The organism is Thioclava sp. FR2 (assembly GCF_051200875.1).
Lineage (GTDB): Bacteria > Pseudomonadota > Alphaproteobacteria > Rhodobacterales > Rhodobacteraceae > Pseudotabrizicola.
The window spans coordinates 557948-578034 of sequence record NZ_CP195191.1 but is presented as its reverse complement, the minus strand read 5'-3'; the positions used below and the strand labels follow the sequence as shown (position 1 = coordinate 578034).

General features: G+C 59.7%; 20 protein-coding genes. 8 read left to right on the top strand and 12 right to left on the bottom strand.

The window, feature by feature from the left end; translation table 11 throughout:
* Window positions 1–36 precede the first annotated feature (36 nt).
* Complete coding sequence (locus ACSBLW_RS02720; protein ID WP_435258707.1) at window positions 37–957, top strand: PHP domain-containing protein; 921 nt, start codon at window positions 37–39, stop codon at window positions 955–957.
* Window positions 958–1101: 144 nt separating this feature from the next.
* On the opposite strand, the gene ACSBLW_RS02715 is transcribed toward ACSBLW_RS02720, so the two are convergent.
* The 6 genes from ACSBLW_RS02715 to pedF form a co-directional block, all read right to left on the bottom strand.
* Window positions 1102–1890 carry an FAD binding domain-containing protein gene (locus tag ACSBLW_RS02715; RefSeq protein ID WP_435258706.1) on the bottom strand — a complete coding sequence of 263 codons (789 nt, stop codon included), beginning with the start codon at window positions 1888–1890 and terminating at the stop codon, window positions 1102–1104.
* Window positions 1891–1905: 15 nt separating this feature from the next.
* Complete coding sequence (locus ACSBLW_RS02710) at window positions 1906–4284, bottom strand: xanthine dehydrogenase family protein molybdopterin-binding subunit (RefSeq protein WP_435258705.1); 2379 nt, start codon at window positions 4282–4284, stop codon at window positions 1906–1908.
* 12 nt (window positions 4285–4296) lie between these two features.
* A complete protein-coding gene (locus tag ACSBLW_RS02705; protein WP_435258704.1) occupies window positions 4297–4782 on the bottom strand; it encodes a (2Fe-2S)-binding protein in 486 nt (161 codons plus the stop codon).
* 40 nt (window positions 4783–4822) lie between these two features.
* A complete protein-coding gene (locus ACSBLW_RS02700; protein ID WP_435258703.1) occupies window positions 4823–5365 on the bottom strand; it encodes a CoxG family protein in 543 nt (180 codons plus the stop codon).
* 72 nt (window positions 5366–5437) lie between these two features.
* On the bottom strand, window positions 5438–6349 hold the full coding sequence (locus ACSBLW_RS02695; protein WP_435258702.1) for a substrate-binding periplasmic protein: 912 nt from the start codon (window positions 6347–6349) through the stop codon (window positions 5438–5440).
* 11 nt (window positions 6350–6360) lie between these two features.
* The gene (gene pedF, locus ACSBLW_RS02690; RefSeq protein ID WP_435258701.1) at window positions 6361–7062 is read right to left on the bottom strand and encodes a cytochrome c-550 PedF; all 702 of its coding nucleotides are present in this window, start codon (window positions 7060–7062) and stop codon (window positions 6361–6363) included.
* 156 nt (window positions 7063–7218) lie between these two features.
* Here pedF and ACSBLW_RS02685 point away from each other — a divergent pair, with 156 nt between their 5' ends.
* Genes ACSBLW_RS02685 through ACSBLW_RS02665 form a run of 5 tightly spaced genes read left to right on the top strand, consistent with a single transcriptional unit; the run spans window position 7219 to window position 11316 of the window.
* Window positions 7219–8394: an ABC transporter substrate-binding protein gene (locus ACSBLW_RS02685; protein ID WP_435258700.1), complete on the top strand. Its 1176-nt coding sequence runs from the start codon at window positions 7219–7221 to the stop codon at window positions 8392–8394.
* Window positions 8391–9362 carry a YVTN family beta-propeller repeat protein gene (locus tag ACSBLW_RS02680; RefSeq protein ID WP_435258699.1) on the top strand — a complete coding sequence of 324 codons (972 nt, stop codon included), beginning with the start codon at window positions 8391–8393 and terminating at the stop codon, window positions 9360–9362. The genes ACSBLW_RS02685 and ACSBLW_RS02680 overlap by 4 nt, the downstream gene beginning before the upstream one ends.
* Window positions 9363–9371: 9 nt before the next feature.
* Window positions 9372–9809 (top strand): hypothetical protein, encoded by a 438-nt coding sequence (locus tag ACSBLW_RS02675; RefSeq protein ID WP_435258698.1) that lies wholly within the window; start codon window positions 9372–9374, stop codon window positions 9807–9809.
* Window positions 9806–10531: an ABC transporter ATP-binding protein gene (locus ACSBLW_RS02670; RefSeq protein WP_435258697.1), complete on the top strand. Its 726-nt coding sequence runs from the start codon at window positions 9806–9808 to the stop codon at window positions 10529–10531. Before ACSBLW_RS02675 ends, ACSBLW_RS02670 begins: the two co-directional genes overlap by 4 nt.
* Window positions 10528–11316 carry an ABC transporter permease gene (locus tag ACSBLW_RS02665; protein WP_435258696.1) on the top strand — a complete coding sequence of 263 codons (789 nt, stop codon included), beginning with the start codon at window positions 10528–10530 and terminating at the stop codon, window positions 11314–11316. Before ACSBLW_RS02670 ends, ACSBLW_RS02665 begins: the two co-directional genes overlap by 4 nt.
* Window positions 11317–11335: 19 nt before the next feature.
* Here ACSBLW_RS02665 and ACSBLW_RS02660 read toward each other — a convergent pair whose 3' ends face one another.
* The 6 genes from ACSBLW_RS02660 to ACSBLW_RS02635 form a co-directional block, all read right to left on the bottom strand.
* Entirely contained in the window at window positions 11336–13432 is a 2097-nt protein-coding gene (locus ACSBLW_RS02660; protein WP_435258695.1) for an FAD-dependent oxidoreductase, read from the bottom strand.
* 1 nt (window position 13433) lies between these two features.
* Window positions 13434–14192 carry a nitrilase-related carbon-nitrogen hydrolase gene (locus tag ACSBLW_RS02655; RefSeq protein ID WP_435258694.1) on the bottom strand — a complete coding sequence of 253 codons (759 nt, stop codon included), beginning with the start codon at window positions 14190–14192 and terminating at the stop codon, window positions 13434–13436.
* 63 nt (window positions 14193–14255) lie between these two features.
* Window positions 14256–15188, bottom strand: a complete 933-nt coding sequence (locus tag ACSBLW_RS02650; RefSeq protein ID WP_435258693.1) for a LysR substrate-binding domain-containing protein — start codon at window positions 15186–15188, stop codon at window positions 14256–14258.
* A gap of 33 nt (window positions 15189–15221) precedes the next feature.
* The gene (locus ACSBLW_RS02645) at window positions 15222–15896 is read right to left on the bottom strand and encodes a DUF1028 domain-containing protein (RefSeq protein WP_435258692.1); all 675 of its coding nucleotides are present in this window, start codon (window positions 15894–15896) and stop codon (window positions 15222–15224) included.
* Window positions 15897–15979: 83 nt separating this feature from the next.
* The gene (locus ACSBLW_RS02640; RefSeq protein WP_435258691.1) at window positions 15980–16396 is read right to left on the bottom strand and encodes a RidA family protein; all 417 of its coding nucleotides are present in this window, start codon (window positions 16394–16396) and stop codon (window positions 15980–15982) included.
* Window positions 16397–16431: 35 nt separating this feature from the next.
* Complete coding sequence (locus ACSBLW_RS02635; RefSeq protein WP_435258690.1) at window positions 16432–17670, bottom strand: flavin-containing monooxygenase; 1239 nt, start codon at window positions 17668–17670, stop codon at window positions 16432–16434.
* A gap of 177 nt (window positions 17671–17847) precedes the next feature.
* Here ACSBLW_RS02635 and ACSBLW_RS02630 point away from each other — a divergent pair, with 177 nt between their 5' ends.
* The gene (locus tag ACSBLW_RS02630) at window positions 17848–19263 is read left to right on the top strand and encodes an amidase (protein ID WP_435258689.1); all 1416 of its coding nucleotides are present in this window, start codon (window positions 17848–17850) and stop codon (window positions 19261–19263) included.
* A gap of 161 nt (window positions 19264–19424) precedes the next feature.
* Window positions 19425–20066, top strand: coding sequence for a bifunctional 4-hydroxy-2-oxoglutarate aldolase/2-dehydro-3-deoxy-phosphogluconate aldolase (locus ACSBLW_RS02625; RefSeq protein ID WP_435258688.1), 642 nt, complete (start codon window positions 19425–19427; stop codon window positions 20064–20066).
* Window positions 20067–20087: the final 21 nt, after the last annotated feature.

Sequence of the window (20087 nt, the reverse complement as noted above, 5' to 3'; positions counted from 1 at the left end):
GTAAAATCCCGTGGCCCCTCACATCAAAGGACCGTCATGCGCCCTTCCGCTTTCACTTCACCGGGTCGTTTCTGGCGCGGTAATCTGCACACCCACTCTACCCTGTCTGACGGCGTTCTAAGTCCCGAGGAGGTGTGCCGACGATATCGCGCCGAGGGATATGATTTCCTCGCCCTCACCGATCATTTCTTGGGTTGCTACAACTTTCCGATTGCGGACACGCGTCCCTTCCGCGGCGAAGGTTTTACGACGATTCTCGGGGCCGAACTTCACTCTGGCGCGATGGAAAATGGCGAACTCTGGCATCTCTTGGCCGTCGGCCTCCCCGATGACTTCGCGCCATCAAACTCACCCGATTTCCGACCTGTGCCAGATCAGGAAACCGCCTCCGAATTGGCTCAGCGGGCGGTGGACGCAGGCGCCTTTGTCGCCATTGCCCACCCGCAATGGTCGGGTCTAACACTTTCAGACGCGCGAAGGATAACAGCTGCCCATGCGGTCGAAATCTACAATCACGGATGCGCCATGGGATGCGACCGTCCTGACGGTTTCAGCATCGCCGATCTTCTTTTAACCGAGGGCCGTCACCTCTCTCTCATCGCGACCGACGACGCACATTTTTCGGAACCCGACCACTTTGGCGGATGGGTCATGCTTAAGGCAACGGAAAACACCCCCGCAGCCCTCCTTGCGGCGCTAAAGCGCGGTGACTTCTACTCTACCCAAGGCCCGCTGCTGCACGACGTCATCTTAAGAGGAGATAAGATCATCGTCGAAAGTTCTGCGGTCACGTCCGCCATCGCCATTGGTCAAGGCACTGGCGCAAAAGGCGTGCACGGTCATTCCATGACGAAAACCGAAATCCCGCTGGCCCGCCTGAACAACAGCCCTTGGGTCCGCGTTTCCGTCATTGACGCGGCTGGAAAACGTGCCTGGTCAAACCCGCTCTGGCGCTGACCCCCTATATCTTGGCGGAAATATCCCGGGAGTCAGCATCTTGGCGCGGCCAAGATGCGAAAAGGGGGCAGAGCCCCCTTCTCTACTTAAAACAGGAATGTCCGGCCCGTCAGGGCCGGACACAAGCTCATCTGCAACCTTTGCTCAGCGTGCGGCCGATACGGCGCGCCCGGTCAGCACCTTGACCAGATTGGCGCGGTAAGCCGCCGATCCGTGCAGATCACTGATCATGTTGCTGGCATCGACCTTCAGCCCAGAAATGGCCGAGGCCGAAAAATCGGCAGAAAGAACGGTTTCTGCTTCGGTCCAGCGGAACACGCCTTCATTCGACGCCCCCGTCACGGCCACCCGGACGCCACCGGCGTGCTTGGCAACGAAGACCCCGGTCAGCGCAAACCGGCTAGCGGGCTGGTTGAACTTCACATAGGCCGCTTTCTGCGGGACCGGGAAGATGACGCTGGTGATGAACTCACCCTCTTCCAAGGCCGTCGTGAAAAGCCCTTGGAAATAGTCATCTGCCGCGATCTTGCGCTTGTTGGTCACAACCGTTGCGCCAGAAGCCAACACCGCCGACGGATAGCAGGCCGCCGGGTCGTTATTGGCGATCGACCCGCCAATGGTGCCACGGTTGCGCACTGCCGGGTCTCCGATCCCACCGGCAAGCGCGGCAAGCGCCGGATAGGAACCGGCCGCTTCCTTTGCCACCACGGCATGCGGCGTGGCCGCCCCGATATGCAGACCGCCTTCACCCATGCAGACACCCTGCATTTCGGCGATCCCGGTCAGGCTGACCAGAACCTCCGGCGCGGCAAGGCGCTGTTTCATCGTGGGCAGCAATGTCTGGCCGCCCGACAGCGCCTGAGCGCCGTCGGAAGCTAAGGCCTTGGTCGCCTCGGCAATCGACGAGGGTTTGACGAACTCAAAATTATGCATGGTCTCTCCCTCCGATTAACCGTTGATCGCTGCCCAGACACGGCCCGGCGAAACCGGCATGTCGATATGGGTAACATGGCTGATGCCGCCACGCTGCAGCGCGTCGATGACCGCGTTCACCACCGCAGGCGGGGAACCGATGGCACCTGCCTCACCACAGCCTTTCACGCCCAATGGGTTGTGCGTGCATGGTGTCGAGCAGGAATGGTCGACCGTGTAGAACGGTACGTCATCCGCACGCGGCATCGCATAGTCCATGAACGAACCAGTCAGAAGCTGGCCGTTCTCGTCATAGCTGGTGTTTTCGCACAGCGCCTGTCCGATTCCCTGCCCCACACCACCATGAACCTGACCTTCCACGATCATTGGGTTCATGACATTGCCAAAGTCATCGGCCGCAGTGAACTTGACGACATCGACCTTGCCGGTATCGGGATCAACCTCCACCTCGCAGATATAGGCGCCAGCCGGATAGGTAAAGTTGCCCGGATCATAGAAGGCGGTTTCTTCCAGCCCCGGCTCCAATGTTTCCAGCGGATAGTTGTGCGGGACATAGGCCGAGAAGGCGATTTCGCCAAAGGTCTTGGCCTTGTCGGTGCCAGCCACACTGAACTTGCCGTCCTCGAACGTGATGTCGTCCTCGGATGCTTCCAGCATGTGAGCGGCGATCTTCTTGCCCTTGGCGATGATCTTGTCCACCGCCTTGTTCATCGCCGATCCGCAGACCGCCAGCGAGCGCGAGCCATAAGAGCCCATGCCGAAGGGGATCTTCGACGTATCGCCATGCACGATCTCGACCGACTTTTCGTCGATGCCAAGACGTTCGGCAACGATCTGGGCAAAGACGGTTTCATGGCCCTGACCATGGCTGTGGGCCCCGGTCATGACGCTGATATTGCCGGTGGCGTTCACACGCACGGTTGCAGCGTCATAAAGGCCGACGCGGCTGCCAAGGATGCCAACAAGGTTCGACGGCGCGATACCGCAGGCTTCGATCCAGGTCGAAAGCCCCATACCACGCAGCTTACCCTTGGCCTTGGAGGCAGCAACACGGGCGGCAAAGCCCGACACGTCGCCCAACTCCATCGCTTTGTCGAGCGTCGCCTGATAGTTGCCAGTGTCGTAAACCAGCCCAACCGGGGTGGTGTAAGGGAACTGGTCCGGCGTCAGCAGGTTCTTGCGGCGCACCTCGAACGGATCAAGGTTCAGCTCGCGGCACATCTTGTCGATCACGCGCTCAAGGCTGTAGGTCGCCTCGGGGCGGCCCGCTCCGCGATAGGCATCGACCGGCGCGGTGTTGGTGAAGACAGCCTTCACGTTCACATAGACATTCGGCACCTTGTAGGGGCCAGCCATCAGCGTGCCATGCAGGAAGGTCGGCGTCGCGGTCGAGAAGTTCGACAGATACGCGCCCACATTGGCATGGGTTTCGGTCCGGATCGCAAGGATCTGGCCGTCCTTGGTGCAGCCCAGTTCGATCTTGGTGACATGGTCGCGGCCATGGGCATCGGACAAGAAGCTTTCCGTACGCTCTGCGGTCCAGCGCACAGGACGACCCAGCTTTTTCGCAGCAGCCAGAACCAGCGCTTCTTCGCCGTAGTGGTAGATCTTGGACCCGAAGCCGCCACCCACATCGGGGGCCACGACAGTCAGCTTGTTTTCCGGAATTCCCATCACGAAAGCCGCGACCAGAAGGCGGGTCAGGTGTGGGTTCTGGCTGGTCGTGGTCAGCTTATAGTCGCCGGTGCCGGTGTTGTACTCGCCAATTGAGGCGCGCGGCTCCATCGCATTCGGAACCAGACGGTTGTTGGTCAGTTCCAGCGTCACGACATGCGGCGCGGCTTTCATCGCGGCATCGGTCGCCGCGCGGTTGTCCTCGATCCAACCCCAGTCAAAGCAAAGGTTATCCGGGATTTCGTCATGAACGCGGTTCGAGGCATCTGCCAATGCCGCCTTCATATCGACGATGGCGGGCAGCTCTTCGATATCGGTGTCGGCAGCCAATTGCTCGGCGGCATCCTTGGCCTGCTGATAGGTCTCTGCAACCACAGCGGCATAGGCGTCGCCCACATGGCGCACCTTGCCATGGGCCAGCACCGGGCGCTTTGGTTCGCGCATCGGTGTGCCATCGCGGCTGTTGATCAACCAACCTGCCGGGTTACCGCCAACGGCGGCAAAATCTTCGCCGGTGAACACGGCCAGAACGCCGGGCATTCCGGAGGCGGTCGTCGTATCAATCGACTTGATCGTGCCATGGGCCACGTTTGACCGCACCATCACGGCATGGGCCTGCGCGTGCAGGCTAACGTCATCGGTATAAAGCCCTTTTCCGGTCAGGAAACGGACGTCTTCGCGGCGCTTAGAGGACGCGCCAATCCCGGTATCTTTCGGCATGGATCCCTCCCCTTATTCCGCAGCGACGGACGACACATCCTGGCCAGAAGCGGCGAGGACTGCCTTGACGATGTTGTGGTAGCCTGTGCAACGGCAGATGTTGCCTTCCAAATAATGGCGCACATCCGCTTCGGTTGGCTTTGGATTCTCGGCCAACAGGGCAGCCGAAGACATCACCATGCCCGGGGTGCAGAATCCGCACTGAAGCCCATGGTGATCCTGAAAGGCCTGCTGAACGGTGCCAAGGCTGCCGTCTGCATTCGCCATGCCTTCGATCGTGCGAACTTCCGCGCCTTCCAGATCGGCCGCAAACACGGTGCAGGACTTGACGGCCTTGCCATTGACATGAACCACGCAGGCTCCGCATTGCGAGGTGTCGCAGCCCACATGGGTGCCAGTCAGCCCCAGCCCTTCGCGCAGGTATTGGACAAGAAGCGTCCGCCCTTCCGCTTCGGCCGAGACGGCTTTGCCGTTCACGGTCATCGAGACTTTCGTCATGGGTTCCTCCCTTGGAATTTCCGTCGGTACGTTTGAAAGCTCAGCCCAGCAGACGCTTGAACCAGCCTTTTTTCTTTTCACCTTCCCCAGCTTCCGGGGTTACAGCAACAGATTCTTGAACATCACTTTCACTTTCCTGAGCCGGCCCTTCGACCGTCTCCTGGAAACGCGTGAAAAACTCATCGGCCATCTTCTTGGCCACACCATCAATGATACGGCTGCCGAGCTGGGCAAGCTTGCCACCAACCGAAGCCTCGACATCGTAAGTCAGTTTGGTGCCGTTGGGGATCGGCTCCAGTGAAACAACAGCACCGCCCTTGGCAAATCCCGCTGGACCGCCTTTGCCCTCACCGGAAAGGGTGACCGTCTTGCCTTCAACGATATTCGAAAGGCTGACCGCGCCTTTGAAAGTGGCCTTCACCGGGCCGATCTTTTGGGTCACCGTCGCCTCAAAACCCTCTGACGGGCTGCCGGTCACTTCGGTGCATCCCGGGATGCACTCCTTCAAGACCTCTGGGTTCAAGATCGCCTCCCAGACCGCTTTCGGGCTGGCCTTGATCTCACGGCTATCGGACATCTGCATCGGTGATTTCTCCCTTTGGAAAGGCAGCTTAGGGCGCGTCGCACCGCCCCGCTATGGAACATAAGTCGTAGGTCAACGGTCAGGCGGTAGAAAATCCGCACCGTAGTCTGAATAGAGAGCCTTGATCCGGCCATCGGCCAAGGCTGCGGAAATGGCGTCATCAACAGCATAACCAAGATCACGATGTTGCATGTGCACCGCAAGCCCCAAGGTCCATCGACCTGCGGCGAACCCGGGCATAGGCGGGCTGTGGACGCCAACAGTTTCGTCGGCCTCGGATTGAAGCTGCGTCACCGGCCCCATAGCCGCCATAACCGCGCCTGACTTTACCGCCGTCATGGCATCGGACATTGTCGGGAAACGCTGGATCTTGTCGGCAAGACCGCCCCCCGGAAGACTGGTCAGGTAAAAGTCGGCAATCGAGTCGTTTTCAACAGCGACCGTATCAAATCGAAAGAAGGCAGGAACCGGCGCACCCTCAACTCGGCCATCCGCATCGGCGATCATGCCCTCTGCATCCGGGTAGGCCTGCCGTGACCAAGCGATACCGATTTTCTCATCGGCATATTGACCTGTGAAAACAACCTGTTCGACGCGACAAGTATATTCGCTGTTATAGGGGACGCGCAGCATGACATTTGACACATGCCCACCAATCGTTGCCCCCTTCCAGACGTAGTTCAAAAGATCTGCGTCCAGCGTTTCACCGGATTGCACAAAGCGAAAACGAGGCGCGACACCAAGGCTCTGGGCGATGATTTCGCCAATGCCTATGTCGATTCCTTTCGGTTTTCCGGCAACCTCCCAGCTATAGGGTGGAAAATCCTCGTAAACGGCAAATTCGATCCAACCGCGCTCGATGATCTGGTCAAGGGTTTGCCCAACATCCTGCGCGCTGGTGTTCTGCGGACGCTGGCCTGGCGTCACACCTTCGCAACGGGCGTGGACCAAACCCGGAGAAAGGCACAGCAAAAGGGCCAGCATCCGCAGCATGGTCAATGCGCCGCCGAAAGACCGATGGTCAGCATTTCCGCAGCCTTGCGCTTCGCTTCGCCTGACCCGTCAAGGGCAAGGGCGGCCCGCAAAGCGACGCTGTCCGCTTTCGGTGCGCCAGAGGCCGTTACGATCTGCCCTGCAATTTCCATCAGTTCGGTTTTCAGGGCCGCCTCATCGCCACCACCTGCGGCCAGGTCGTCCCGGATCGCGCCAAGACGCACGGCATGGGAATCAAGTGCGCCATCCTCGGGGCGCGTTTCGACATAGGTGCGGATCGCCCAGGCAGCTTTCTGACCGAGGATCTCTCCAAAAGCTGGCATCTTGGTGGTGCCGTCTTGGGTGTAGCCATGCTGGAACCGTTCGATGAACCACTCGTCGCCGTACTCTTCCGCCTCAAGGAACCGAAGGTCGGGGGCAAGACCGCCCGAAACAACGCCCAGACCGTGGCATCGCGCACAGTTCTGGTTGTAGCCAGAGTCGCCAACAACGACGGCCTGCCACCAGACCTCATCTCCGGCTGCTTCGGCGCGGTAGGGGTTTTCGGTCAGCCATTCCTCACCAACCTCTGGCAAGGCGTCAGTGTTCACGGGCTGTGGGGCAACATCCCCATGGGCATTGGCCAAGCCACCCCATGCCAAAGCGGCCACAACACCAAGGCCAATCACCGAACGGACCAGCTCGTTCTTGCGAAAACGGGTCATCAGGGCTCTCCTCCATCCTGTTCACAAACAGGGATAGCTGCGTAGCGGCGGTCCAGCCATTCGACCATGGTGCAAGTCGCAACCACACGGCGTCAGACCATGGTCGTATTTCCCGCCACCGCCCAACGTCCGATTGTGACCAAAGCGGAGGAGAGAATGGTTCGGTTGCTTGTCTTGGCGACGGTCGCTGCATTTGCGGGGTTTCCGGCGGATCGCGCGCGGGCAGAGGTCGCGATACCCATCGTCTATCTTAGGGCCGAAGTGGAACGTCCGCCGGTTCTTTCCAATCTGGATCCGATTCCGGAAGACCTTGGCATCGCTGGCGCCGAGATCGCCCTGAAGGACAACTCGACAACAGGACAGTTCTTGGGCCATCTTTATTCACTGTCCTTCGTCACCGTCCCACCAGACGGAGATCTGTCATCAGCCGCCCTGACGGCCCTTGGTGACGCGCAGCTTATCCTGATCGACGCCCCAGCCGACTCCGTTCTTGCCATCGCTGACATGCCCGAAGCCCAAGGTGCGCTCTTGTTCAATGTTGTATCGGGAGAGGCGCGGCTGCGGTCTGAAGCCTGCCGTGCAAACCTCCTTCACACGATCCCCGAAGATGCGGCCCGCACTGACGCCCTGATGCAAACGCTATTGGCAAAGCAGTGGACCCGGCTGGTCATGATCACAGGCCCGTCCGAGTCTGACCGTGCCTTTGCCCAAACGCTAAACCGTTCCGCCCAGAAGTTCGGAATAGAAATCGTGGCGGAAAAGGAATGGACATTCGACACCGACCTGCGCGAATCCACCGGGCAGGAAATTCCGCGTTTCATGCAGGACTTCCCTGATCACGATGTCGTCCTTGTGGCCGACCCAACCGACGATTTCGGGCGCTACATTGAACATAACACATGGTTGCCGCGCCCCGTTGCAGGAACCGAAGGTCTCCATCCCGAAGCATGGGCGCCAGTCATCGAAGCCTGGGGCGCGGTGCAACTGCAAAACCGGTTCGAAGACCACGCGCATCGCAACATGCGCGGGCAAGACTATGCCGCATGGGCCGCCATCCGGGCAATCGGAGAGGCGGTGACGCGCACCAACAGCGCCGATCCGGCTGCTTTGCGCGCCTATATGCTTGGCCCCGAATTCACCCTCGACGGATTCAAGGGGCGCGCTCTCAGTTTTCGCAGCTGGAATGGGCAACTGCGTCAACCCATCGCCGTCGTCAACGACCGCGCTCTTGTCGCCATGCCCCCCCTGCCCGCCTTTTTGCATCAGCGCAATGACATGGACAGTCTGGGCCTCGACCAGCCTGAAAGTGCCTGCACGGAGTTTGACGAATGATTAGCCGCGCCACGACCTTTGGCCTGCTGCTCTTAGTGGTATCCTTTCCAGCTATGGCCGAAGAGCTTTGGGTCACGAATGAAAAGGACGACACGATCAGCGTGATCGACGCGACCAGTCTCGAAGTCATTCGCACGCTCCCAACCGGAGAACGCCCCCGTGGCATCACTTTTTCCAAAGATTTTTCAAAGGTCTATATCTGCGCCTCTGACAGCGATGCCGTGCAGGTGATGGATCCAGTCTCGGGCGAAATCCTTCATGATCTGCCGTCGGGCGAAGACCCGGAACAATTCGTGCTGCACCCCGACGACCGTCATCTTTACATCGCGAATGAGGATGACGCAGTCACGACCGTTGTTGATACCGAGACACGGACAGTTGTCGCCCAGATCAATGTCGGGATCGAGCCGGAAGGCATGGGCGTTTCGCCGGATGGCAAGATCGTCGTGACGACATCAGAAACCACCAATATGGCGCATTGGATCGACACATCGACCAACACGATCTTTGCAAACACGCTGGTCGACAGCCGACCGCGACATGCCGAATTCACCAAGGCCACCAATGAGCTTTGGGTCAGTGCCGAAATCGGCGGTACCGTCAGCGTGTTTGATGTCACGACGCAAACGGAAAAGGCGAAGATCCGGTTCGAAATTACCGGAGTGAACTCAGATCTGGTGCAACCCGTCGGCTTTGAATTCACCCCCGACGAAAAGACCGTCTTCGTAGCCCTTGGTCCCTCCAACCACGTTGCTGTGGTCAATGCCGAAACCTATGAGGTCGAGGACTACATCCTCGTCGGGCGCCGCGTCTGGCACATGGCCTTTTCTCAGGATCATAGCCGGCTTTTCACCACCAATGGCGTCTCGGGTGATGTGACCGTCATCGACGTAGCCGCGCGCGAAGCCATCAAATCCATCAAAGTGGGGCGCTTCCCTTGGGGGATTGCGCTTCGCCCGTCAAATTAAGGCTCATCCATGAACCAGTTCTTCCGTTGGTCCATCGTCCCCTTGCTGCTTCCCACCCTCGCCATGGCTGACAGCCACGCAACCGGCCTTGCAGGGCTCTTTTCTGGCTCCAACAAGGTTGATCTTCCGCCAATCACCCTTTCTGCCGGAACGCCGCTAAGCGCGGAGCCTTGGGTGTTGAAGTCAGGCACATATTACGAATTCGAAATTCAGGGGGATGGCAGCCAAGAACTTGGCCTGACCGGACCAGAGTTCTTTCGCGCAATATGGATCGACGAAATCGTTGTCGAAGGCCTCGAAATCCGCCCGCTCGGCCTCGACTCGATCGAATTTGACGAAGCAGGCGAAATGGAAATCGGCTTCATCGCCATCAAACCGGGCCGTTACAATTTGCATGTCCCCGGCACCACGGGCGCCCTGCACCGTTTAGAGATAACCATCGAGTGACCCTGACCGTCGAACATCTTTCGCACCGTTACGGCGCCAAGATGGCCTTGGACGACGTAAGTTTCTCATTGGGCCCGGGGTTTACCGCCCTGCTCGGCCCGAACGGCGCCGGAAAATCCACACTCTTTGGCCTGTTGACCCGGCTCTTTGCCGCGCAAGCCGGCCAGATTTCGGTGGCCGGCTATGCGCTTTCTAAACAACCACGCGCAGCCTTGGCCCGCATGGGCGTCGTTTTCCAACAGCCGACGCTCGACCTTGACCTGACGGTTCGGCGAAATCTTTTGTATTTCGCAGCCCTTCACGGATTATCCGGCAAGATGGCCGAGACACGAAGCGCAGAAGTTCTTGATCTTCTGGGCATGGCAGAACGCGCCCAAGAACCGGTCCGCAACTTGAATGGCGGTCATCGCCGCAGGATGGAAATTGCGCGATCCATGATCCACCGGCCGCAAGTCCTTTTGCTTGACGAGCCGACGGTCGGTCTGGATGCCGAAACCCGGCTTGCCATTGTCGACCATGTGCATCGGTTGGCACAGGATGGCCTGACGGTGCTTTGGGCCACGCATCTGACCGATGAAATCCGCACGGACGACCACTTGCTGATCCTGCATCAGGGGCGGGTTCGCTCAGACGGTCGCGCCGCAGATTTCGCCCCCTCCCAGCACTTGCAAGAAGCGTTTCTTGCGCTGACGGCTGGCGCCACGGCGGGGGCAGCCAAATGATCTGGTTCATCTCTTTGCGGGCCATCCTGCAACGCGAGGCGCTGCGGTTCTTGGGCCAAAAGGGCCGCTTGGTGGCGGCACTGGTCCGCCCACTGGTCTGGCTGGTCATCTTTGCCACAGGTTTTCGCGCGGCCCTTGGCCTGTCGATCACGCCGCCCTATCAGACCTACATCACCTATGACACCTACATCGTCCCCGGACTTCTGGGAATGATATGTCTTTTCAACGGGATGCAGTCCTCTCTTTCACTGGTCTATGACCGCGAGATGGGGTCCATGCGGCTGTTGCTGACCACCCCCTTGCCGCGCTGGTGGCTGTTGTTCTCAAAACTCCTGGCTGGAACGGTTGTCTCGCTTATCCAATGCCTTGCCTTCTGGGCCATCGCCATTGCTTGGGGTGTCAAATTGCCTGTCTGGGGGATCATCCCGGCGCTTCCGGCTCTTTTGCTTGCGGGCCTTATGCTGGGGTCTCTGGGGTTGATGCTCTCTTCCCTGATCCGCCAGTTGGAAAACTTCGCAGGCGTGATGAATTTCGTCATCTTCCCGATGTTCTTTCTGTCCTCGGCGCTCTACCCGCTGTGGAAAATGGCCGAAGCCTCGCCTCTGCTTGCCAAGGCCTGCGCACTGAACCCCTTTACGCAAAGCGTCGAAATGATCCGCTTTGCCGTCTACGGCCAGATCAACCTTGCAGCCCTTGGTTGGACCGCGCTCGCGCTATTTCTATTCTTCGCCGCAGCCATTTGGGGCTACGACCCCTCACGCGGGCAGATGAAGCCAAAAGCCTGAACGCCCGCGCACAACCGCGTCACGGCAGGCGCGATGGTCCGGGCTCCAGCCATGCGATTTCACGCCGGAAGGCGGGAATTTCTCCGCCCGTATCCGGCTGGTCAATCTCTTCAGCAAAGCGCCTGCCCGCATAAGTGGCCCATGCAATCGGCCCCGGCGCGGCCCCATCCCCGATCAGCTTCACCGTCCTGCCCGAACCACCCTTTCCACTGTCAAGTTTCATGACCTCCCGGAAAAGCCCATCCTGCGGCACGCGAGAGGTGACCATAACCACGCTTTCAGTCTCCAGCACCGTCAAAGCCCCTGTCCAAGTGCATCCCAGCATGACCTCTGATCTGCCAATCTCTTCCGGGGCCTTGTTCGTCTGTATCTTGACCCCAAGTTCCAGCAGACGGCGCATGATGCGGCCTTGTTCCAGTGTATTTTCCGTCCATTCCGCCACTTTTGCGGCGGGCGTCACGAAATCAACGCGGCATCCCCGCGAAACCAGCAACTCTGCCAGAACCGACCCCATGTAAAAATGGTCGTCGTCATACAAGAGCACATCGCAATTGCGCGGGCCCAGCCCCTCCATCAGATCGTCCGGCGAATAGATGGGCATCGCAGGATCGGTCGGGATCGGGTGCAGATGAAGCCGCGCCACAGCATCCCGCCGCCATTTTGCCCCCGTTGCGATGGCGACATGATCGGCCCCGATCGCAACGACATCCTCGGCCGTCATCGGGCTGTCGCGATAGATCTCGACATTGGGCAAGGGCAACAATTGCCCAATCCGGTAATCCGCAACGCGCCCCCAAGCCGAAAGCCCGGGTAAGGCCCGCTCCCGCTGCACCCGCCCGCCAAGCTCTCGCCCAGCCTCGGCCAAGGTCACCTGATAGCCCCGGCGCGCGGCCTGAAGCGCCGCCTCCAGCCCCGCAGGCCCTGCCCCAACCACCAGAACCGACTGCGAAAGCCCCTTTGGCCGGGGACGTTCCGGGTGCCAACCTTTGCGCCATTCCTCCATGAAGGCCGTGTTCTGCGTACAGCGCGAAATGCCGCCCGTCATATCGCCCGACACGCAAATATTGCAGCCGATACATTCCCTTATGTCTTCGAACCGACCTTCCTCGATCTTCTTCGGCAGGAACGGATCGGCAATCGAAGGTCGCGCAGCCCCAATGAAATCCAGCACACCAGACCTGATCTGGCGCACCATCTCATCAGCGCTGGTAAACCGCCCCACCCCCACAATCGGCTTATCCGTCAACGCCTTGATCCCACGCACCAAGTCTTCCTGAGCCGCTTCCGGCGTAAAGCGACTGGTCCCCGAACAGGCCTCCCATGTGCCATGGGCCAGATCCCAGAGATCGGGAAGATCGCGATGCATCTCGATAAAATCGCGCAACTCGGCATTGGAAAAGCCAAGCGGCCCGGCCTCGTGCAACGAAAGCCTCAGCGTGATGCCAAGCTCGCCCTTAGTCTCTTCGCGGGCATCCTCGACCACTTCCCGCAGGAACCTTGCGCGGTTTTCCAGCGAACCCCCATATTCGTCGGTTCTGGAATTGGTCGCCCGGCTCAGGAAATGCTGAAGAATGCCAAATCCATGTGCGCCATAAAGGCAAACCAAATCGAACCCGGCCTGCTGCGACCGCCGAAACGCGGCCCGAAACCACCGCCGTAAATCCCGAATATCCTCACGATCCATCGTGCGGGCCTGCACCGGGTCTGAAGTGAATGTCAGAATAGGCCCGCCTGAGACAGCCATGGGAACGTCGCGGCTGTAAAGGTTCGGGCCGTTTATCCCCGAATAGGCAAGTTGAATCCCGGCAAGTGCCCCGTGCGATTTCATCGCCTCTGCCATCGCCGCAAAGGCCGGAATATCCTTGTCCTCCCACAGATGCTGTTCAATGAACGGGGTGATTTCGCTTGATGGGTGGATCTCGGTCTGCTCGGTGAAAATGACGCCCCAGCCCCCTTCGGCCTTGGTGCGGCGCATTTCGGCGACGGCAGAAGGGTCCCGGTACCCGCCACCATTGCAATGCGGAACCTGATAGAAGCGGTTCTTGGCAACCTTTGGGCCGATCCGCAGCGGTTCGAACAGAATGTCGTATCGGCTATCACCTTGCCCTGCGGCCATGTCAGATCGTCCTCAAATCTTGCGCTTGGGTGGAAAGGCGCAAAGCGTCGCGCTCCGGCACCTCGGCCACCAAAAGACATGGCCCAGACTCTCCGGCCTGTGCCAAAATCTCCCCATGAGGCCCCGCAATCAGGCTGCCGCCGACATAGGATAGATCACCCTCTGTGCCACAGTAATTGGCATAAACGATGGTCACACCGTGGTTCGCGGCCATCGCAGGCACCGTATGGCGGACCACATGGGTGAAAGGATGCATATTCGCGGTCGGCACCAGAATGATTTCCACCCCAAGCCCAGCCAGCTTTGCGACATGCGGTGCGAATTCAATGTCATAGCAAATCAGCATCGCGGCTGACCGGCCCGCAATCGTGAACTGCACATAGGCGTCCCCCGGCTGATACAAGGCCTTTTCCCGCTCCCCGTAAAGCTGGAGCTTCCGATAATTCATCCGTGGTCGCCCATCGGGAAACAGGCAAAGCGCGGAATTGTAGCTGCGCCCCTCGGCGTCTTCCGCATATCCCACGACAATCGAACAGCCAGACTGGCAAGCCGCCTTTTCAAGGCGATCAAAGACAGGGTTATCTCGCGTCAACAGTCGAGCGAGAAGGTCGGGCTGATTGTAGCCTTGCATCCATATCTCAGGAAAGACCACGACGTCGGCACCCATCATGGCCGCAGCCGCAGTGGCCCGCTCGACCTCCTGCGTTGCTTCCTCCAAATCGGCGGCCGGGGATTTTCCCTGCCAAAGCGCCAGACGCATGATCCGCCCTCCTCTCGGTCACAAAGTCCTGCCTTGGCACCGGTGCAAAGCAGGCCCGTTCCTTTACCCATCCTTCGAGGACGCCCCCGAAAGAATAGCTGCCAAATTCGTCTCGACATGCGCGGCAAAGGCCCGAATGGTTTGCACCTGCCCTGCACCTTCGGCTTGCAACAGCCCCAGACGCATGGGCCGCAGCCCCTGAAACAGCGGCACGATCTTCAGTAAAAGCCCATCAGGCGACCGATCGGAACGCGGGCGCAAATTGGCAATCGAATAGCCAAAGCCATTCGCCACAAGACTTCGCAGCACCTGAATATCCGCCGTGCGTTCCGCGATCAATGGGCGCAGCCCCGCCTCGCGAAAACCGGAAAGGAAGTATTCGGCGCTATGCGGCAGATCCAGCAGAACCATCGGAAAGGCCGCAAGATCCTGCAATGTCAGGCCATCGCGTTCCGCCAAAGGATGATCGGCAGGCAAAACCACATGGGGCGGCAAACTGGCCAAGGGCTGAAACACCAGATCGTCGGGAATATCCAGATCATAGGTCAGCGCAATATCAATCTCGGCCTGCCGCAAGGCCTCGAACAAGGCGTCCTGATGGCCCTCGCTTTGCCGAAAGATAACCTCTGGATGCGCTTCGACAAAACCACGCCGCAGCCGGGGCAAAACCACCTGCGCAAAGGTCAGCAGGCACCCCACATGCAATGTCCCGCGCACGACACCGCTGATGGTCCCGGCGATTTCAGACATGCGTTCAGCCTCGGCAAGGATCACGCGCGCCTGTTCGATGATCTGCCGGCCCGATTGCGTCAGCGAAACGCCCTGCGCATGGCGGCGCACGAACAAGACCAAACCCAGTTGCTTTTCGATCTGACCAATCGCCACCGAAATCGAGGGCGAGGAAACCCCAACCCTTTCGGCGGCAATGGCGATGGAACCGGCCTCTCCAACCGCCACCAGATATTCCAACTGGCGAAGGGTAAATCTTACCCCCATGTCAGGATCACCCGATTGGCCATCAGAACCGCCTTACTCATCCCCCGGCACGCCATAAGATCTCGCCTGTGTCGGGTCGATGGCGCGCTGAACATAGTCCAGCATTTGCGGGTGATAGACCGCCCATGCCGCTTCCAATGCGGCAATCGGGCAGTCAAGCGACCAGTCGATCCGTAGATCCGCCACGGGCCAAGATAGCTCGCCAGACATCTTCATTCCGGCGGAATGCACGGGGCCTGCTTCCCCCCCTGCATCCAATCCCGCACGCAAAGCCCGCATCAAGCGAACGCCCAGCTCCCCTTCCGCTGTCTCAAAGGCATCGACCATCGCCTGAGGCACTTTTTCGGACGCCAGCAAGTTTCCTGCCGAAGCGCAGTTGTCGCCCAAGGCTTCAGCCCAACACCCCAATACCTGCGACCCCGAAAAGATCGCAGCTTTGCCGGAATGCCCCAAAGCCATCAGTTGCCGGTACTGAATATGCGGCCGCTGACCGACAACCGACGCGACCGCCTGCTCTGCATCCAGTCCACCCTCCATCGCATCCAGCAGCAAAGGGCCCAAAGCCGGGTCCGTCACGTTCTGGCTGGCGGCAATGCCCGTTCCGGGGCGCAGATGCACACAGCGCGCGGCAACCGCCGGCGATGAGGATGAAATGACCATGCCAAAGTGACCGGTTTTGGCGCAGCGCCCAATCAGGGAAAAGGTCATGACGGCAATCCTTCGTTCAATCCAAATCTGCCAAACGCCCGCCCCGCCCGACATGACGGAACCGGGCGAAGGACCGGCATGCCTTAGTCCGGAATGACGGCAGTTGCGTCGATTTCAACCAGCCAATCAGGACGGGCCAGCGCCACGACCGTCAAACCCGTGCAGACCGGATGGACGCCTTTGATATATTCCCCCATGGTCCGATAGACTGGCTCACGGTTGCGAACATCGGTCAGGTACACGACCAACTTGACGATATGCTCCATCTTGCCGCCCGCTTCTTCAATCAGCTGGCGGATATTCTGCATCACCTTGTGGGTCTGTTCGACAGGATCTGAACTTCCCAGATTTTCAGAGGTATCAAGGTCTTGCGGGCAAGCCCCGCGCATCCACAGCGTGGTTCCCCCGCGCGTTGCAACGACGTGGCACAGGTCATTGTCCAGACGCTGTTCCGGATAGGTCGCTTTGGTGTTGAATTTGCGATAGCGGGTATGTGCCAATCTTTTTCTCCGGCTCAGGACTAGTGGCTGATATTTCAGACAGTTTGTGCAGCCATGCGGTGCTGCGCGATGTGGCGGGCGTGGTGTTCGGCATCTTGCCAGCACCCCCAGATGAAACTTGATCCGCGGCGGGACAGCCAAGGCAGACCGAGGAAATAAAGACCGGGAACCTCCGCCACCCCCTTGCGGTGCACAGGGCGCCCACCTTCGTCAAAACAATCCACCTTCAGCCATCCGAAATCGCGTTCAAATCCCGTGGCCCAGATGATGGTTGTGATCCCTTCTTCGGCCAAATCCAAGGAAAGGATGGGATCCGTGACGCAGGCAGGATCGGGACCAATCATTTTGGCCTCTGGCTCGGGCGGAAAATTAAGCCCTTCACGCGCAACGTAGGCATCAGCTTCTTCCAAAAGCGCCAGATAATAACCGTCCCCGCGATGGATATTGCCCTCAAGATCAGCCGCGAAAGTCAGTTTGCCATCCGTGAACGTCTCGGCCCGCCCCAAAAGCGTCATCCCCTCGGCCGCAAGATTGCGGAAATCAATCGTCCGACCACCATAGGCCCCGCTGACGGCAATCGTCACATGCTCCATTCCCGGATGCGGGGCTTCCAGATCCCATTTCCCCAAACGACCCAACCACCAGACAAAATCCTTGCCCCGATAGCGCCGCATCGGGCGATCATGCGGCCCAACCGACAGAAACACCCTGCGCCCCGAGCGGTTCAACTCATCGGCAATCTGTGTCCCCGACGATCCGGAGCCCACCACCAACACGGCCCCGGGCGGCAAGGCGTCAGGGTTGCGGTAGGCGGTGGAATGCATCTGAACCAGCCCCGCAGTATCCGGAACAAGAGAGGGAATAAGTGGCTTCTGGAACGGCCCGGTCGCTACGACCAGATTTTGCGCTCGGAACGCTCCTTGGCGCGTCTCAACCAAAAAGCCATCGCCCTCAACAGAGGCAGAAGTCACCTCAACGCCGGTCCGCACCGGGGATTTGATCATCTGCGCATATTCAACAAAGTAATCCGCGACATCTTCCTTTGCCGGAAACTCATCAGGTCCGCAGGTCTTGAACTCCAACCCCGGAAAACGATCGTGCCAGGCGGGGCCATTCGCCACCAGCGAATCCCACCGTGCCGTCCGCCACCGTTCGGCAATGCGGTCGCGCTCCAGTACCACATGGTCATGGCCCAGTTTCACAAGCTGGGCACTCATGGCGATGCCAGCCTGACCGCCGCCAACTATCGCCGACTGAACGGTCTCAACCACCATCGTCTCCCCAATCCTGCTCGAACCTGACGGCATGATGGCGCGGAAAAGATTAGTAAGAAAGTACGCATTTTATCCGCATTGATTAAGTTTACCCTACCCAGCGAAAAGGCCAGAGGAAAGGGGCTTGCCTTGCGGCCCGAAGAATGAGCGCATGTACCGAAAACCACGGAGCCCCCTATGACCTTGCTTGATCTTTCGGCCAGCGACCTCTCTCGCCTCATTGCGGCGCGCCAGATCAAACCGTCCGAGATCATGACCGAACATCTGTCGCGGGTGGCGGAAAGAAACGGCGCCGTGAATGCCATCGTCTCGGCGCCCACCCCGGACCTGCTCATGGCCGCAGCCAAGCAGGCGGATGAGGAAAAGCCACAAGGTTGGCTTCATGGTATCCCTCTGGCGGTCAAGGATCTGGTCGCGGTCAAGGGCCTTCGCACCACCTACGGATCGCCCATCTTTGCCAATAACATTGCGCCCGCAGACGATATCGTTGCCAAAAGAATGCGCCGCGCGGGTGCCATCTTTACAGGAAAGACGAACAGCCCCGAATGGGGGCATGGCAGCCACAGCTTCAACCCCGTCTTTGGCGCAACCCGCAATCCCTATGACATATCGCGCAGCGCCGGTGGCTCATCCGGGGGCGCCGCAGCAGCCCTCGCCTGCCGCATGGTTCCGGTTGCCGATGGCAGCGACATGATGGGCTCGCTCCGCAATCCAGCGGCCTTTTGCAACATCTACGGCTTCCGCCCGACATGGGGTCTGGTGCCCTCTGACGCGCTTGGCGACACGCATATGGCCACCTTGTCCACCGAAGGGCCAATGGCGCGCACGGTCGAAGATATCGCCCGGTTTCTTGAGGTGCTGGCCGGTGAAAACCCGCAAGCACCCTTCCCGCGTCCGTCCCAGCCCTTTGGCGACAGTCTGACTATGGATTTGCGCGGCAAAAAGATCGGCTGGTTGGCTGATTGGGGCGGCGCTTACCCTTGCGAACCCGGTATCCTTGAGCTTTGCGAAACCGCCCTTGGCGTCTTTCGCGATCAGGGGGCCGAGGTCGAAACCCTCTCCGCCCCCTTCCCGGCACAAGAGCTTTGGAAGGCTTGGCTCACGCTGCGGGCGTTTCTGAATGCGGGCGCAAAGCGCGCACTCTACGAAGACCCGAAATCCCGCGACCAGTTGAAACCCGAAACCCAGTGGGAAATCGAACAGGGCCTAGGATTGTCCGCCGCCGCGGTCTACGAGGCCTCCGTCATCCGGTCCCGCTGGTATGCGCGCGCCGCCCGCCTGTTTGAAACCTATGACGCCCTGATCATGCCCTCTGCACAGGTCTGGCCCTTCCCTGTTGACTGGCGCTGGCCACAGGAAATCAACGGACAGACGATGGACACCTATCACCGCTGGATGGAAATCGTGGTGCCAGTCAGCCTTATCGGCCTGCCAAGCCTTGCCTTGCCGGCAGGCTTTGGCAGCACGGGCCTGCCGATGGGCTTTCAACTGTTCGGGCCCTCCGGATCAGATGCCCGCATCCTCGCCATGGGGCAGCAATACCATCTGGCCACCGATTGGCCGAACCGGCAGCCGCCGCAGTTCAAGTTCTGACATACGCCGAAACCTTGCCCAAATGGCCGAACTCTTTCAAATGAATGTTGCTGTCACACGTCAATTGTCATCTCATCGCCCCTGCGGCCTGATCCGACGGTAGACGCCCCCCACTGTTTGCGCTAACAGGCCCACAACCATATCGACGACAGGACAGTTCCATGACCCCCGCAGATCAATCGAAATCCGCCCTTGACATCTGCCGGCTGGCACCTGTGGTGCCGGTCTTGGTGATTGATGATTTGGCCCATGCCAAACCGCTTGCCCAAGCCCTGGTCGCAGGTGGTCTTCCGGCCCTTGAAGTCACCCTGCGCACCCCCTGCGCCTTGGACGCGATCCGCGCCATGGCCGAGGTCGAAGGCGGTCAGGTTGGGGCCGGCACGCTTTTGACCCGCGCCGATGTGAAGGCCGCGAAAGAGGCCGGCGCAACCTTTGGCGTCTCGCCGGGATCAACCCCAGCTCTGATCGATGCCTGCTGCGAATTCGGCCTGCCCCTGTTGCCGGGCGCTGTGACCGCAACCGAAATCATGGCGCTTCTGGAAAAGGGCTACACCGTTCAGAAGTTCTTCCCGGCGGAACAGTCGGGCGGCGCATCCTTCCTGAAATCCATCGGTTCGCCCCTGCCACAAGTCAGCTTTTGCCCAACCGGCGGCATCAGCCTGAAAACCGCGCCAGACTATCTGTCGCTGAAAAACATCCTCTGCGTCGGCGGATCGTGGGTCGCCCCAAAAGAGGCGATGCTCAAAGGCGACTGGGCCGCCATTACCAAACTTGCCGCCGAGGCAAAGGCCCTTCGCGCCTGATCCTCCGCGACGACGGGCAAG

Bases quoted from the DNA above. Each gene is read 5' to 3' on its own strand.
- ACSBLW_RS02685 (WP_435258700.1), top strand. From the start codon at position 7,219: ATGGTTCGGTTGCTTGTCTTGGCGACGGTCGCTGCATTTGCGGGGTTT.
- ACSBLW_RS02650 (WP_435258693.1), bottom strand. From the start codon at position 15,188: ATGGGGGTAAGATTTACCCTTCGCCAGTTGGAATATCTGGTGGCGGTT.
- ACSBLW_RS02705 (WP_435258704.1), bottom strand. From the start codon at position 4,782: ATGACGAAAGTCTCGATGACCGTGAACGGCAAAGCCGTCTCGGCCGAA.
- ACSBLW_RS02630 (WP_435258689.1), top strand. From the start codon at position 17,848: ATGACCTTGCTTGATCTTTCGGCCAGCGACCTCTCTCGCCTCATTGCG.
- ACSBLW_RS02700 (WP_435258703.1), bottom strand. From the start codon at position 5,365: ATGCAGATGTCCGATAGCCGTGAGATCAAGGCCAGCCCGAAAGCGGTC.
- ACSBLW_RS02660 (WP_435258695.1), bottom strand. From the start codon at position 13,432: ATGGCCGCAGGGCAAGGTGATAGCCGATACGACATTCTGTTCGAACCG.
- ACSBLW_RS02635 (WP_435258690.1), bottom strand. From the start codon at position 17,670: ATGGTGGTTGAGACCGTTCAGTCGGCGATAGTTGGCGGCGGTCAGGCT.
- ACSBLW_RS02710 (WP_435258705.1), bottom strand. From the start codon at position 4,284: ATGCCGAAAGATACCGGGATTGGCGCGTCCTCTAAGCGCCGCGAAGAC.
- ACSBLW_RS02625 (WP_435258688.1), top strand. From the start codon at position 19,425: ATGACCCCCGCAGATCAATCGAAATCCGCCCTTGACATCTGCCGGCTG.
- ACSBLW_RS02655 (WP_435258694.1), bottom strand. From the start codon at position 14,192: ATGCGTCTGGCGCTTTGGCAGGGAAAATCCCCGGCCGCCGATTTGGAG.
- ACSBLW_RS02720 (WP_435258707.1), top strand. From the start codon at position 37: ATGCGCCCTTCCGCTTTCACTTCACCGGGTCGTTTCTGGCGCGGTAAT.
- ACSBLW_RS02715 (WP_435258706.1), bottom strand. From the start codon at position 1,890: ATGCATAATTTTGAGTTCGTCAAACCCTCGTCGATTGCCGAGGCGACC.
- ACSBLW_RS02680 (WP_435258699.1), top strand. From the start codon at position 8,391: ATGATTAGCCGCGCCACGACCTTTGGCCTGCTGCTCTTAGTGGTATCC.
- ACSBLW_RS02695 (WP_435258702.1), bottom strand. From the start codon at position 6,349: ATGCTGGCCCTTTTGCTGTGCCTTTCTCCGGGTTTGGTCCACGCCCGT.
- ACSBLW_RS02675 (WP_435258698.1), top strand. From the start codon at position 9,372: ATGAACCAGTTCTTCCGTTGGTCCATCGTCCCCTTGCTGCTTCCCACC.
- ACSBLW_RS02645 (WP_435258692.1), bottom strand. From the start codon at position 15,896: ATGACCTTTTCCCTGATTGGGCGCTGCGCCAAAACCGGTCACTTTGGC.
- pedF (WP_435258701.1), bottom strand. From the start codon at position 7,062: ATGACCCGTTTTCGCAAGAACGAGCTGGTCCGTTCGGTGATTGGCCTT.
- ACSBLW_RS02665 (WP_435258696.1), top strand. From the start codon at position 10,528: ATGATCTGGTTCATCTCTTTGCGGGCCATCCTGCAACGCGAGGCGCTG.